The 13,654-nt window shown below is 66.3% G+C and carries 14 protein-coding genes; 7 read left to right on the top strand and 7 right to left on the bottom strand.

All coding sequences use genetic code 11. The annotated features are described in order from the left end of the window. Positions 1-147 precede the first annotated feature (147 nt). Together FJ471_RS32080 and FJ471_RS32075 are read right to left on the bottom strand one after the other, a co-directional pair. Entirely contained in the window at positions 148-1,395 is a 1,248-nt protein-coding gene (locus FJ471_RS32080) for an RNA polymerase sigma factor (RefSeq protein ID WP_140809533.1), read from the bottom strand. Between the two features lie 11 nt (positions 1,396-1,406). Beyond that, positions 1,407-1,775 (bottom strand): YciI family protein, encoded by a 369-nt coding sequence (locus tag FJ471_RS32075; RefSeq protein ID WP_140809531.1) that lies wholly within the window; start codon positions 1,773-1,775, stop codon positions 1,407-1,409. Between the two features lie 259 nt (positions 1,776-2,034). On the opposite strand from FJ471_RS32075, the gene FJ471_RS32070 reads away from it, so the two are divergent. The 3 genes from FJ471_RS32070 (at position 2,035) to FJ471_RS32060 (ending at position 5,686) form a co-directional block, all read left to right on the top strand. Beyond that, on the top strand, positions 2,035-2,994 hold the full coding sequence (locus FJ471_RS32070; RefSeq protein WP_140809529.1) for a TAXI family TRAP transporter solute-binding subunit: 960 nt from the start codon (positions 2,035-2,037) through the stop codon (positions 2,992-2,994). Positions 2,995-3,215: 221 nt separating this feature from the next. Further along, positions 3,216-5,312 (top strand): TRAP transporter permease, encoded by a 2,097-nt coding sequence (locus FJ471_RS32065; RefSeq protein ID WP_140809527.1) that lies wholly within the window; start codon positions 3,216-3,218, stop codon positions 5,310-5,312. After that, positions 5,309-5,686 (top strand): DUF1850 domain-containing protein, encoded by a 378-nt coding sequence (locus tag FJ471_RS32060; RefSeq protein WP_140809525.1) that lies wholly within the window; start codon positions 5,309-5,311, stop codon positions 5,684-5,686. The genes FJ471_RS32065 and FJ471_RS32060 overlap by 4 nt, the downstream gene beginning before the upstream one ends. On the opposite strand, the gene FJ471_RS32055 is transcribed toward FJ471_RS32060, so the two are convergent. From FJ471_RS32055 to FJ471_RS32045, 4 genes are all read right to left on the bottom strand, one after another. Beyond that, complete coding sequence (locus FJ471_RS32055; RefSeq protein ID WP_140809523.1) at positions 5,581-7,323, bottom strand: SDR family oxidoreductase; 1,743 nt, start codon at positions 7,321-7,323, stop codon at positions 5,581-5,583. The genes FJ471_RS32060 and FJ471_RS32055 overlap by 106 nt on opposite strands. A gap of 74 nt (positions 7,324-7,397) precedes the next feature. Continuing rightward, a complete protein-coding gene (locus FJ471_RS32050) occupies positions 7,398-7,850 on the bottom strand; it encodes a thiol-disulfide oxidoreductase DCC family protein (protein ID WP_140809521.1) in 453 nt (150 codons plus the stop codon). A 51-nt stretch (positions 7,851-7,901) separates the two neighbouring features. Next, entirely contained in the window at positions 7,902-8,027 is a 126-nt protein-coding gene (locus FJ471_RS35620; RefSeq protein ID WP_281408551.1) for a hypothetical protein, read from the bottom strand. Between the two features lie 2 nt (positions 8,028-8,029). Further along, positions 8,030-8,176, bottom strand: a complete 147-nt coding sequence (locus FJ471_RS32045; RefSeq protein WP_108702809.1) for a hypothetical protein — start codon at positions 8,174-8,176, stop codon at positions 8,030-8,032. 353 nt (positions 8,177-8,529) lie between these two features. Here FJ471_RS32045 and FJ471_RS32040 point away from each other — a divergent pair, with 353 nt between their 5' ends. Beyond that, complete coding sequence (locus FJ471_RS32040; protein WP_140809520.1) at positions 8,530-9,396, top strand: Ku protein; 867 nt, start codon at positions 8,530-8,532, stop codon at positions 9,394-9,396. Between the two features lie 12 nt (positions 9,397-9,408). Then, positions 9,409-11,910, top strand: a complete 2,502-nt coding sequence (gene ligD / locus FJ471_RS32035) for a DNA ligase D (RefSeq protein WP_140809518.1) — start codon at positions 9,409-9,411, stop codon at positions 11,908-11,910. 111 nt (positions 11,911-12,021) lie between these two features. On the opposite strand, the gene FJ471_RS32030 is transcribed toward ligD, so the two are convergent. Next, positions 12,022-12,696, bottom strand: a complete 675-nt coding sequence (locus tag FJ471_RS32030; RefSeq protein ID WP_140809516.1) for a winged helix-turn-helix domain-containing protein — start codon at positions 12,694-12,696, stop codon at positions 12,022-12,024. Between the two features lie 171 nt (positions 12,697-12,867). Here FJ471_RS32030 and FJ471_RS32025 point away from each other — a divergent pair, with 171 nt between their 5' ends. After that, a complete protein-coding gene (locus FJ471_RS32025; RefSeq protein WP_140809514.1) occupies positions 12,868-13,236 on the top strand; it encodes an NIPSNAP family protein in 369 nt (122 codons plus the stop codon). Further along, complete coding sequence (locus tag FJ471_RS32020; protein WP_140809511.1) at positions 13,233-13,577, top strand: antibiotic biosynthesis monooxygenase; 345 nt, start codon at positions 13,233-13,235, stop codon at positions 13,575-13,577. Before FJ471_RS32025 ends, FJ471_RS32020 begins: the two co-directional genes overlap by 4 nt. Positions 13,578-13,654 lie beyond the last annotated feature (77 nt).

Here is a 13,654-nt window from a genome sequence, read left to right as displayed (position 1 = left end):
GGATTCCAGGGTCTCCGCGACGCCGCTTCGCGGCTGCTCCGCCCTGGAATGACGAGACTGCGGGGCTTCCGCTAATTCCCCAGCGTTTGCACCGATCTCCCGGAAAGGATGGTGAAGTTCGTCCACCGATAAACGGCAACTTCTGCCCTAGTTCCTAACAAGCTTCGCCTTCTCGCCCTGCAGGAAACGCCGCAGCGCCGGGTCGCGCTCGAGTCCGATCGCCTGGTCGTAGGACTCGGCGGCTTGCTTGGTATTGCCGAGCCTGGCCAGCAGCCCGGCGCGGGCGGCCCAATAGGGCTGGTAGTCCTGCAGCCGCTTGTCCTCGCCCAGCACGTAAAGCGCCGCCAATCCGGCCGGCGCGCCTTCGGTTTCGGCAATCGCCACCGCGCGGTTGATCGCCACCACCGGCGAGCCGGCCACGGCTTGCAGCGCGTCGTAAAGCTGGCGGATGGCCACCCAGTCGGTGCCGCTGCCGCGCCGGCGCGCCGTATGGGCGGACTGCACGGCGGCCTCCAACTGGTAGCGGCCGATGATCTCCCTTTGCGCCGCGCGCACCAGCAAGGCTTCCGCCTCGTCGATCAGGCTGTCGTCCCAGAGCGCGATATCCTGCTCGGCCAAAGGCACGAAATCCCCTTCCGGACCGCGCCTTGCCGAGCGGCGCGCCTCGGCGAACAGCATCAGCGCCAGCAGGCCGAGCGTCTCCGGCTCGTCCGGCATCAGCGAGGCGACCAGCCGTCCGAGCCAGATGCCTTCGGCGGCGAGGTTGCGCCGCCGGCTGTCGGTGCCGATCGGATCCGACCAGCCTTCGGCGAAGGCGGCGTAGATCGCCTCCAGCACCGCGCCCAGCCGCTCGCCCAGCTCCGCCTGCTCCGGCACGCGAAACGGGATCCCGGTCTCGCGGATGCGCGCCTTGGCCCGCACCAGCCGCTGCCCCATCGTCGCCGGCGAAACCAGGAAGGCCGACGCGATCGTCGCGGCGTCGAAACCGAGGATCGTCTGCAGGATCAGCGGCGCGCGCACGCTCGCTTCGATCGCCGGATGGGCGCAGGCAAACATCAGCCGCAGCCGGTCGTCGGGCAGCTCCTCGCCGCTCATGCGCGCCTCCATCTCCTCGGCGATCAGCTTGAGATGATCGCGGGCCGCCTCGCCGGTCAGTCGCCGCCGTACCGCGTCCACGTCGCGCCGGCGCGCCACCGACAGCAGCCAGGCTTCCGGCTGCGCCGGCACGCCGGTCCGCGGCCAGCGTTCGAGCGCGGCGGCAAAGGCATCGGCCAGCGCATCCTCGGCGCCGGCGACGTCGCGTGTGCGCGCCGCCAGCCAGGCGATGAGCTTGCCATAGCTGCGCCGGGCGGCCGCTTCGGCCGCCGCCCGCGCGATCTCCGAGCGATCATCCATCACAGCGTTCGCTATGCGGCTTCTATGTACTCGGCCATTTCCCAGATCGGCCGCACCTCGACCGTGCCGGTGCTGGATGCCGGGCAGCGCGCCCCCCATTCGATCGCCGTGTCGATGTCGGCGGCCTCGATCATGTAGAAACCGGCCAATTGCTCCTTGGTGTCGGCATAGGGGCCGTCGAGCACATTGGTCTTGCCGCTGGCCAGCCGCACCGAGGTGGCCGCCTGGGTCGGCCGCAGCCGCTCGCCGGCGATATACGCGCCGGATTTCTTCAGCGCCTCGGTATAGGCGCCATAGGCCGCGAGCACCTGCTGGGTCTGCTCCTTCGGCGCGTTCGCCATCGCGGCTTCGTCGTTGTAGATCAAAAGCATGTATCGCATGGTCTTCTCCCGTTTTGTTGAAGGCCGCATCGTCGCGTGCCGACCTATGTCGCGCGGCCGCGGCCGATTTCGACAGGCGCCTCGAAAATCTTTCGTCCCCAAAGCAAGCGAGCGCAAGCCGGCGCCTTTCGCCGCCACTCAACCATTGGTCTAACGCATGCAATTGCGGGTTGGCATTTGGCTCCTCCCGTCTAAACTCGTCGCGGCTCGCCGGGAGGGGCGGGTTTGCGGGCCAGATGTTTTCAGGGAGGAAATCGCGATGTTCAATTTCAGGACCAAGCTTGTTGCCGCCGGCGCGTTGGCCTTGTCGCTCGGCCTTGGCGCGGTGACGGCCGGGGCGCAGGAATTCATCAATGTGCTCACCGGCGGAACGTCGGGCGTCTACTATCCGCTCGGGGTCGCGCTGTCGGAGATCTACGGCAAGGGCATCGAGGGCTCGCGCACACAGGTTCAGGCGACCAAGGCTTCGGTCGAAAACCTCAACCTCCTGCAGCAGGGCAAGGGCGAGATCGCCTTTGCGCTCGGCGATTCGGTCAAGATGGCCGCCGAAGGCAACACGGAGGCCGGCTTCCCGGGCAAGCTCGACAAGCTGCGCGGCATTGCCGCGATCTATCCCAATTACATCCAGATCGTCGCCAGCCAGGACTCCGGCATCAAGACGCTCGCCGACCTCAAGGGCAAGAGCCTGTCCGTCGGCGCGCCCGCCTCCGGCACCGAGCTCAACGCGCGCGCCATCTTTGCCGCCGCCGGTCTCAAATACGAGGATCTCGGACGGGTCGAGTATCTGCCCTTTGCCGAGTCGGTCGAGCTGATCAAGAACCGCCAGCTCGACGCCACCTTGCAGTCGGCCGGCCTCGGCGTCGCCTCCATCCGCGACCTCGCTACCTCGCTTCCCATCAACGTCGTCGCCGTGCCGGCCGAGGACGTCGCCAAGATCGGGGCGCCCTACATTTCCGTGGTTATCCCGAAAGGCACCTATGAGGGCCAGACGGAAGACGTCGCGACCGCCGCGGTCGGCAATTTCCTGGTTACCCGCGCCGACGTGTCCGACGACACCGCTTATCAGATGACCAAGCTGCTGTTCGAGCATCTCGACCAGCTGGCTGCCGCTCACGCCGCCGCCAAGGCAATCGATCCGGCAAAGGCGCTGGACGGCATGCCCGTGGCGCTGCACCCCGGCGCGGAGCGCTATTACAAGGAAAAGGGGCTGCTGAAGTAGACGCCTTCCCATTGAGGGAGGGCTATCGCATAGCGCAGCGCCAGCCCCCTCATCCGGCCACCTTCTCCCCGTCGGGGAGAAGAGAATGGCGCCAACGCCGACCGCCTCCTCTCCCCTCGGGGAGAGGTCAGCCGAGCGAAGCGGAGGCTGGGTGAGGGGAAGTGCCCTATGCGGCTTCCCTGCCCTCAACGGAGACGGTATTGCCCGCCAGGAACCCGCCAATGACCGAAACCCCGACCGTTCTGTCTCCAACCGCCGAAGAACAGGTCGAAGGCCTGCCGCCGGGCTTCGGCGACGGCCTCGCCGGCAAGGCCGCCTTTGCCATCGCCGTCGCCTTCTCCGTCTTCCAGATCTACATCGCCGCCTATGGCAGCCTGCCCAGCCAAGTGGTGCGCGCCATGCATGTCGGCTTCCTGCTGCTGCTCGGTTTCGGCCTCATCGCCAACCTGCGCGCCGGCAGCGCCGCGGCGAAGGTGGGCTTCTGGGTGCTCGGCCTGCTCGGCTTCGGCACCGGCCTCTACAATTGGGTCTTCTACGCCGACCTCATCCGCCGCTCCGGCTTCCTCACCACGCCGGACCTGATCGTCGGCGCGCTGCTGGTGGTGCTCGTCTTCGAAGCCGCCAGACGGCTGATGGGCCTGCCGCTCGCAATCATCGCCTTAATCTTCCTCGCCTATTGCTTCGTCGGCAATCACCTGCCGCCGCCCTTCATCCATCGCGGCTATGATTTCGCGCAGTTGGTCGACACCTTCGCCTATGGCACCGAAGGCATATACGGCACGCCGGTCTATGTTTCGGCCGCCTACATCTTCATCTTCGTCGTCTTCGCCGCCTTCCTCGAACGGGCCGGCATGATCGCGCTGTTCAACGATTTCGCGCTCGGCCTCGTCGGTTCGTGGCGCGGCGGTCCGGCCCAGGTCTGCGTGCTGTCCTCGGCGCTGATGGGCACCATTTCCGGTTCGGGCGTCGCCAATGTCGTCGCCAGCGGCCAGTTCACCATCCCGCTGATGAAGCGCTTCGGCTTCCGCTCCGCTTTTGCCGGCGCGGTCGAGGCGACCTCCTCGATGGGCGGCCAGATCATGCCGCCGGTGATGGGCGCGGTCGCCTTCATCATGGCCGAGACGCTGAACATCCCTTACGCCGAGGTGGTCAAGGCGGCGATCATCCCGGCGCTGCTCTATTTCGGCGCCTGCTTCTGGCAGGTGCATCTGGAAGCCGGCAAGGCCGGCCTGCACGGCATGGCCAAGGCCGAGCTCCCCAACCCTTGGGAGGCGGTGCGGAAGCACTGGCCGCTGGTGCTGCCGCTCGCCGTGCTGGTCTACCTTTTGTTTGCCGGCTACACGCCGATTTTCGCCGGCACGATGGGCCTGGCGCTGACCATCGTGCTCATCCTCGGCACGCCGCTGGCAGCTTTGATCGGGCCATTCGCCTTCCGCGTCGTCTTCTGGCTGGCGCTCGGGCTCGCCGCTTCCTCCTTCATGCGCTTCGGCGTCAATGCGCTCAGCCTGGTCATCGCGGCGCTCGTCATCGCCTGCCTCGCCTTCAAGGGCGGGCGCGAGACGCTGCGCATTTGCGTCGACTCGCTTGCCGAAGGAGCCAAGAACGCCCTGCCCGTCGGCATCGCCTGCGCCATCGTCGGCATCGTCATCGGCACGCTGACGCTCACCGGCATCGCCTCCACCTTCATCGGCTGGATCATTTCCATCGGCGAGAACAATTTGTTCCTGTCGCTGGTATTGACCATGCTCACCTGCCTGGTTCTCGGCATGGGCATTCCGACGATCCCCAACTACATCATCACCTCCTCGCTCGCCGGCCCGGCGCTGCTGTCGCTCGGCGTGCCGCTGGTGGTGAGCCACATGTTCGTCTTCTATTTCGGCATCATGGCGGACCTGACCCCGCCGGTGGCGCTCGCCGCCTTTGCGGCCGCGCCGATGGCGAAGGAAAGCGGCCTCAAGATCGGCATCCAGGCGACCAAGCTCGCCATTGCTGGCTTCGTCGTGCCGTTCATGGCCGTCTACACGCCGGCGCTGATGCTGCAGGACGCCGGCCCGATCGCGGCTTCGTTCGGCTATCCGGTCGAGGTCGCCTATATCGTCGTCAAGGCCTGCATGGGCATCGTGCTCTGGGGCGCCGCCGCCGTCGGCTTCCTCGCCCGCCGCATGGCCTTGTGGGAGCGTCTCGTCGCCTTCTGCGCCGGCCTGCTGCTGGTGGCCGCATTGCCGCTCACCGACGAGACCGGATGGGTGCTGGCGCTGCTCTGGATCGGCTGGCACTGCTGGCGTGCCCGCCGACTGTCCGCGGCCGGCACCGCATGAGCCTGTGTATCCTCGCCGCCGGCAAGACGGTGACGCTCGCCGTCGCCGCCTTCACGCTGTCCTGGACGCATTCGGTGGAGCGGACGCGCTGGCAGGAGGATTGGAAAGTGCTGCCTGCCGGGCTGCAGGTCGTCGAGGCGCGGGTCAAGGGCTCCGGCGCCGGCATGGAGCCGCCCGAGGGCTCGGTGCTGCGGCACGGTTGGTGGATCTATGCGCCGCGCATCGGACCCCAGCCGCGTCTCGTGCTCGCGGCGTCCGGCGCCACCGGTCAAGGCTGGACGCTGTGCACGGCCTCGGGCTGCCGGGAACTGGGCGCCACGGCCGACGAGCCCACCGTGCTCGAACCCTGCGACGGCACGAGCCAGCCGCGGTAGCGCACGATCAGCCCGGCCGCCGGGTGCGATATCTCGACATGGAAGCGGAAGCGGCCGTCCTCGACCGTTTCGTAGGCGTTCGAGCGGGGGCACAGCCACATCGGCAAGGGCAGGCCGAGGAAGCTCCAGCGGCGCAGCGCGAGGCGGAGCCGGTTCTCGTCGACGACCAGCGCCATGGCGAAGGTGAGCGGGCCGAAGCGCTCGCAAAGCAGCCGCTCCGATCGGCCGCTTCCGGGGAACTGCCGGCTCGAAAAGCGGTGCGCTCCGAAAGTCCGCGTCCAGGTCTCGCCATCCGCGCCGATGTCGAAGCGGACTTTGACCGGGATATCCGTCCCAGCGGATGGAAAGCCGATCAGCCGTGCTGCAAGCCGGCTAAGCATGCCGCCGCCGCGCTCCACGCTCGCGCGTCCGTCCGCCATTGCCGCTCCCTCATGCATGGCGCGGATTTCGGCGGGAAGGTCTGTCCAGGCATCGCCGAGCAGGTCCGGATAGAGCGCCTTCGCCTTGTCGGTGTCGTCCCTGAAGCCGGCGTGGATCGTCTTGCCAGCGAAGAGCGCTTCATAGTCCTCGAGCTCGACGTCATGCACCGCGGCTCGCGCGCCCGGCGCGGGCATGCGGCCGGCGAGCGCCTTGCGGAGGATCGCCTCGACCGCCATGGAGGGGATCAGCGGCCCGTCGTCGCCCTCGGCCAACAGGTGCCAGGATCGCTTGATCGGCCTGCCTGCTTCGTCCGCGCCTTCGACCGCGACGAACATGCCGCCGCGATGCTCGCCCCATGAGAGCCGGTTGGTCGCCCAATGCATCAGCGAGGCCAACGGCGACAGCGAGCGGATGAGGCCTATACGCACCAGCCACGCCAGGCCGATCAGTGCCCCGTGCAGCACCTCCGGCACCGGGCCGGCGCCCATCCAGATGGTCTTCGCTTCCGGCCAAAGCGCCTGCAGCGCCCGCAAGTCCGGCACGTCGACCAGCGAGAACAAAGTGTTGCGCACCGGCACGCGTCCAGGCGGCGCGATCGTATAGCGCATCTGCTCGGTGAGCGGATAACCCTTGGCAGGCTTGCCACCCCGCACCAGCCGCACGGGCCGGCCGGCATAGCTTGCAATGGCACGGATGACGTTTTCGCCGACGCCGGCGAAGGGCGACGGCGCGATGCCGCCGCGGATAGTATCGATGCGTGCCATGCCGGCCGAAAGACGCCGCACCACCGCCGCGGTCAGAACAGGAAAACTCGACACCCCGGAGAGCACCATCACGCCGGCCGCCCTGGCCGCAGCGTCGAAAGCGGAGACCCCCGCAACGAATTCCGAACCGTCGGCAAGGTCGAGATAGTGGATGCGCGCACCGATACAGGCTTCGATCAGCCGGTAGCGCCCCTCGCCATAGGCCTGGAACGGGCCGCTGGCGTCGACGACGATATCGGGCCGCATGTCGGCGAGTTGCGGGGCAAGGTCGCCGTCGCGGTCGAACACCGCCGGCACGAGCCGCGCCTTGGTGTCGCCTCGACCCGTGCAATAGGCCGCTGCCTTGGCGAGCGACCGTCCGGCGATGATGAGCTCGAGCCGAGGCTCGTTCTCCAGCAGTTGGACGATGCGTCCGCCGAAGGTGCCGTAGCCGCCGACGATGAGAAGCTTCATGCTTGGCCCCTAGAGCAATTCCAGGAAAAGTGTGCAGCGATTTTCCGTCCGGAATTGCGTGGGAACAAATACCCTTAGCCGATCAACCGTTCCCGCAACTCGGCCGAAGGAATGTCGCAACTGTCCTTGCGGCCGAACAGCGCGTAGCGGTTCTTGGCGACGCGGTCGTAGAACCAGTCGCGCAGCGGCCGCGGCAGGATGAGCAGCGCCTTCATCGCGCGCCATGGCCAGCCGAGCGCGGCCATGACGGCGACGAAGCTGTCGAGCTTGGTGAAGGCCGCGCCGTCGATGATGGCGAGGTTGCTGTCGTAATCGTCGGTCGGCAGGCCATGCCGGCGAAACAGCGCCTCGCCGATCGGCGATTGCGCCGTGGCGAAGCGGAAGCGTTTTTTGCGGTCGAGCCTGAGGATGAGCTGGACGAAGCCCGAGCAGAACACGCAGACGCCGTCGAAGACGATCAGCGGATAGCGGGCGTCATAGGCCTGGCTTGGAGAGGCGGGACGGTTCGGTTCGGGCAGGTCGGTCATGGCGGCCCCGGCTGCTTGTGCCTTTAGACACTAAGCCAGCCGGCGGCGGCGTCAAAGTCGCGGCGTTGTCGCACGCCAGTTGGCGGCGAGCGCCAGGCGCTCGGCGCGATAGGTGGTGGCGCGCTGGTCGGCGGCCGGCCGGCAGATGCGGCTGTGGTGGGCGCGTTCGCGGGTCATGATCAGTTGGCGCTGACGCCCAGCGAGTTGCCGCGGCGCGCGCAGGCCGGACCCGGGCCGCGCATGTAGTAGCGCTCGGGCCGGTAGGTCGGCGCGACGAATTCGCGAATGGCGGCGGCGTAGCCGGCGATGTGGTTCCAGAAGTTCATTTTACCTGTCCCTGTCCCGCTTTCGGATGTCCCGTCCGAATTGTTCGAGAGCATAGCGTCGAGGCGTGAATAGTCGGTGAACGTGATGTTAATTTCTGGTCCGAAAGTCGTTGCTTCGTGGCGGGATTGCGGCTGATTCGGGGTCTTTCGGTGCCTTTTGTCGCCATTCCGCTGCGTGTGACTTTTGCATCACATATGTTTCGTTCCGATGTCGCTTCGGCGCGCTTCTGTTTCACGTTCGCCCAGTGACGGGAAATTTCATTGCGTAAGGCGGGGCGATGGTTCCGGTCCGTCGCGGAACCCGAGCAAGCCTCCGCCCGTTGCGGTAAGGTCGCGTCGCCCAGGAGTTCACAATGGCACCACGCCCGGCCTGGAAGGGCTATCTCAAACTGTCGCTGGTCACATGCGCCATCGAGCTGACCAACGTCGTCACCCATGCGGAAAAAGTCTCGTTCCGCATCCTCAACCGCAAGACCGGCAACACCGTCAAACGCATCTATGTCGACGCCGGAACCGGCAAGCCGCTGGAAGACGGCGATGAGATCAAGGGCTACGAGGTGAGCGACGGCGATTTCGTCCATATCGAGGAGGACGAGATCGAGGGGGTGCAGATCGAGTCCTCGCATACGATGAGCCTCGACGGCTTCGTCGAGAAATCCTCGATCGAGCAGATCTATCTCGACACGCCCTATTACGTCTCGCCGGCCGACGAGGTCTCGGAAGAAGCTTTCGCCGTCATCCGCGATGCGATGGCGGCGAGGAAGATGGCAGGGCTGGCGCGCATCGTGCTCTATCAGCGCGAACGCCCGGTGGTGATCGAGCCGCTCGGCAAGGGCATGGTGCTGACCACCTTGCGCTATGACGACACGGTGCGCCGGCCGGCGACGGTGTTCGAGGATATCGCGGCGGCGAAGACCGACAAGGAGATGATCGACCTCGCCCAGCACATCATCGACGGCAAGAAGACGAAGTTCGATCCCTCGAAATTCGACGACCGCTACGAGGACGCGCTGCTGGAGCTGATCCGCGCCAAGAAGGCCGGCAAGAAGGCGCCCAAGGCCAAGGCGCCGCCCAAGCCGTCCAATGTCGTCAACCTGTTCGACGCACTGAAGAAGAGCCTCAACGCGGAAGGCGGCGGCAAAGCCGGCAAATCTTCATCCAAAACGACGGCGCGTCGGCCGAAGGCCAAGGCGGCCGCGCCGAAGCGCAAATCCGCATAAGGGAGTGGCGGCATGGCCGGCCTCGAGCAATATCACGCCAAGCGCGACTTCAAGAAGACCGCCGAGCCGGCCGGCAAGGTCGGCAGGCAAAAGCAGGGCGGCGGCATCTTCGTCGTCCAGAAGCACGCCGCCACGCGGCTCCACTATGATTTCCGGCTGGAGCATGAGGGCGTCTTGTGGAGCTGGGCGGTGACGCGCGGCCCGAGCCTCGATCCGCATGAGAAGCGGCTGGCCGTGCATGTCGAGGACCATCCGCTCGACTATGCCTCCTTCGAAGGCACCATTCCGAAGGGCCAATATGGCGGCGGCGCGGTCATCGTCTGGGACGAAGGCAAGTGGACGCCCGATGGCGATCCGGCCCAGGGCATGAAGAAGGGCCATATCGATTTCGAGCTCGAAGGCCACAAGCTCAACGGCCGCTGGCATCTGGTCAGGCTGAGGCCGCGCCCCGGCGAAAAGCGCGACAACTGGCTGCTGATCAAATCCGACGATGCCGCCGCCCGGCCCGGCGAGGATATCCTCGAGGACGAACCGAAATCGGTGAAGTCGGCCCTCACCATCGAGGAGGTCGGCGAGGGTAAGGCCGCCAAGGGGCAGACACCGAAGGTCTGGCAGTCGAACAGGCCGGCCGCCGGCAAGGTCACGCACGCCAAACGCCTCGACTTCATCGAGCCGCAGCTCGCCACGCTGGAGAAGGAGGCGCCCGCCGGCGAAGACTGGCTGCACGAAGTGAAGTTCGACGGCTATCGCATGCAGGCGCAGATCAAAGGCAGCGAGGTCAGGCTGCTGACCCGCGCCGGCCTCGACTGGACGGAGAAGTTCGACGGACCGGTTACTGCAGCGCTTGGCAAGCTGAAATGCCGCGACGCCATCATCGACGGCGAGATCGTGGTGCTGGCCGACAGCGGCGTCTCGTCCTTCCCGCTGCTGCAGGCGGATTTGTCGGCCCGCCGCGCCGATCGCTTCGTCTATTATATCTTCGACCTGATGCGGCTCGACGGTCAGGATTTGCGCCGCGAGCCGCTGGTGGAGCGCAAGCAGGCGCTGGCCGAGCTGCTCGGCAAGCAGCCGGAGGATTCGGCGCTGCGCTTCAGCGATCATTTCCACGAGCCCGGCAAGGTCATGCTGCAGCATGTCTGCCGCATGGGCCTGGAAGGCGTGGTGTCGAAGCGCGCCGACGCGCCCTATCGCAGCGGGCGGGGGCTCTCCTGGATCAAGTCGAAATGCACGCTCAGGCAGGAATTCGTCATCGGCGGCTATCTGCCCTCGGACAAGACCGGGCGCGGCGTGCGCTCGCTATTGGTCGGCTTCAATGAGGGCGGCAAGCTGCATTATGCCGGCCGTGTCGGCACCGGCTTTTCCGGCAAGGTGATGACGGATTTGAAGAAGAAGCTCGATCGCCTCACGGCGAAGGCGTCGCCCTTCTCGGCCGCCGTGCCCAAGGGCAAGGGCCTCACCTTCGTCAAGCCGGAACTTGTCGGCGAGGTGGAGTTCCGCAGCTGGACATCCGACCGTATAATCCGCCACGCCTCGTTCCAGGGGCTTCGCGAGGACAAGCCGCCGGAGGAAGTCGTGCAGGAACAGCCGAAGAAGACCAAGGCCGAGAGCGAAGCAAAGCCGGGCGCGAAGGCCGCGCCGAAGCCCTCGGGCGGAACGGCAAAAACCTCGGTAAAGCTCTCGCATCCTGACAAGCTCCTTTGGCCCGACGAAAAAGTCTCCAAGCAGGGCCTGCTCGATCACTACGCGCTGGTCTGGCCGCGCATGGAGCAATTCGTCGTCAACCGGCCGCTGAGCCTGGTGCGCGCGCCGGATGGCATTAACGGCCAGCGCTTCTTCCAGAAACACGCCTCGCCCGGCATGAGCGACAAGATCGCCAGGATGAAGGACCCGACCGACGGCGAGGAGATCCTGTACATCAAGGATTTCGACGGGCTTGCCGCACTCGTCCAATATGGCGTGGTCGAGGTCCATATCTGGGGCTGCACGCTCGATGCATTGGAAAAGCCGGACCAGATCATCTTCGACCTCGATCCGGACGAAGGCGTCGACGTCGGCAAGGTGCGCGAAGCGGCGCTCGACATCCGCAAGCAGCTCGACGCGCTGTCGCTGCCCAACCTCGTCAAGACCTCCGGCGGTAAGGGCTATCATGTGCTGGTGCCGCTGAAGCCATTGGCGGACTGGGACGCGGTCAAGGACTTCGCGCATGATTTCGCCCGCGCGCTGGAGCAGGCCGCGCCCGACCGCTACACCGCGACGCTGTCGAAGAAGGCGCGCACCGGAAAAATCTTCGTCGACTATCTGCGCAACGGCCGCGGCTCGACCACTGTCGCGCCCTATTCCTCGCGCGCCAAGAAAGGCGCGACGGTGTCGATGCCGGTGACCTGGCCGGAGCTCGAGAAGGGCTTGGCGCCGAATGCCTTCCCGCTGGGTGGTGAGACCACGCTGGGCGAGTTGAAGAAGGCCGATCCGTGGAAGGAGTTCTTCAAGCTGGGGAAGGCGTTGAAAAGGGGGTGAGCGCGGGCAAGACCCGAGGTCGCCTATGCCGCGATCCTTCCCCCCTCTCTGTCCGGTAGGGCAGAGAGGGGGGCCTCGCGCCGACATTTGCACGTTATCGGCACCGGGGCTTCAAGACAGAAACACCCTCTCGAACGCCTGCCTCCCCGTTGGCGAGAACACCACGGCGCGGCTGTCCTTTTCGCGCCGCGCCCATTTCTCGGCGATGATCTTGTCGAGTATGGCGGCGCCTAGCGTGCCGGCGAGATGCGAGCGCCGCACGCTCCAGTCGAGGCATGCGCGGCATACCGGCCGCCGCGCCTTGGCATGGGTATCGATGCCGAGCGCGGAAAAATGCGAGGCGCCGGACGGTGAGAGCCTGATCTCGTTGTCCTCGCGCAGCAAAAGCTTCCTGTCGAACAGCCGGTCGAGCATCGCCACCGCCTGCTCGCCGGCGAGGTGATCGTAGCAGACGCGCGCCACGCGCATCGCCGCATCGCGCGGTCCCGGCCGCACCCGCTTCGGGCCGACCGCCTCGGCGACGCCGATGATCGCCTCGATCATGCCGGCCACCTGCGCGCTGGCCAGCCCGTAATAGCGATGCCGGCCCTGGCTGGCCAAGGTCAGCAGCCCGCCCTCCATCAGCTTCGACAGATGCGAGGAAGCGGTGGGCAGCGACACGCCGGCCTCCAGCGCCAGCTCCGACGCGGTCAGCGCCGTGCCGCCCATCAGGGCGTTCAGCATGTTGGCGCGGGCCGGGTCGCCGACCAGGCTGGCGATGCGGGCGATATCGGGTCCTTCACGCATGGTTTGATCCTCATCGAAGCATTCTCGTCAGGGAAGCACTATTCTGCGGTCAGCTCAATCAGCCCAGGCAAACACTCCTGACAGGAGAATGCCTATCACACCGCCGCAAGTGATGCTTCGACCGCGGTCGAAGCATCACCGTCCAAAAACCAACCAGACGAGGAGACCGACATGACCATCACCTGCTTCATCCGCTACGAGATCGACCCGTTCGGCAAGGCGGCCTTCGAGCAATATGCGCGCGCCTGGGGTCAGGCCATTCCACGCTGCGGCGCCGAGCTGATCGGCTACTACGCGCCGCATGAAGGCTCGGCCACCACGGCCTACGCCGCCTACAACATCGAAAGCCTCGCGGCCTATGAAGCCTACCGCGCCCGGCTTGCCGCCGACCCGGCCGGCAAGGCAAACTACGAATTCGCGCGGCGCGAGAAGTTCATCGTCAAGGAGGACCGCGTCTTCCTGAAGCTGGTGTCCGGCCCGCATGGTCCGCGGCAGGTCTTTCGCACCGACGTAACGGTCAAGGAAGGGATAGAGGCATGATCGCTGTCATCTTCGAGGTCGAGCCGGCGCAGGGGAAGCGCGATGCCTATCTCGGCATCGCCGCCAATCTCCGGCCGCTGCTCGACGGCATCGACGGCTTCGTCTCGGTCGAGCGCTTCCAGAGCCTCACCGACCCGAAGCGCGTGCTCTCGCTGTCCTTCTGGCGCGACGAGGAAGCGGTCAAGGCCTGGCGCAACACCGAGGAGCACCGGCAGGCGCAACAGGCCGGTCGCGGCGGAATCTTTGCCGGCTATCGTCTGCGCATCGCCCATGTCGTCCGCGACTATGGGCTGGAGGAAAGGGCGGAGGCGCCGCAGGATAGCAGGGCGGTGAATGGGTGAAGCGCGATTCTCCCTTCTCCCCTTGTGGGAGAAGGTGGATCGGCGCGCAGCGCCGAGACGGATGAGGGGTGTTCCAG

Origin of the sequence: Mesorhizobium sp. B2-7-1, from assembly GCF_006440735.1 — a bacterium.
GTDB lineage: Bacteria > Pseudomonadota > Alphaproteobacteria > Rhizobiales > Rhizobiaceae > Mesorhizobium.
This window is presented reverse-complemented; position numbering and strand designations above follow the sequence as displayed.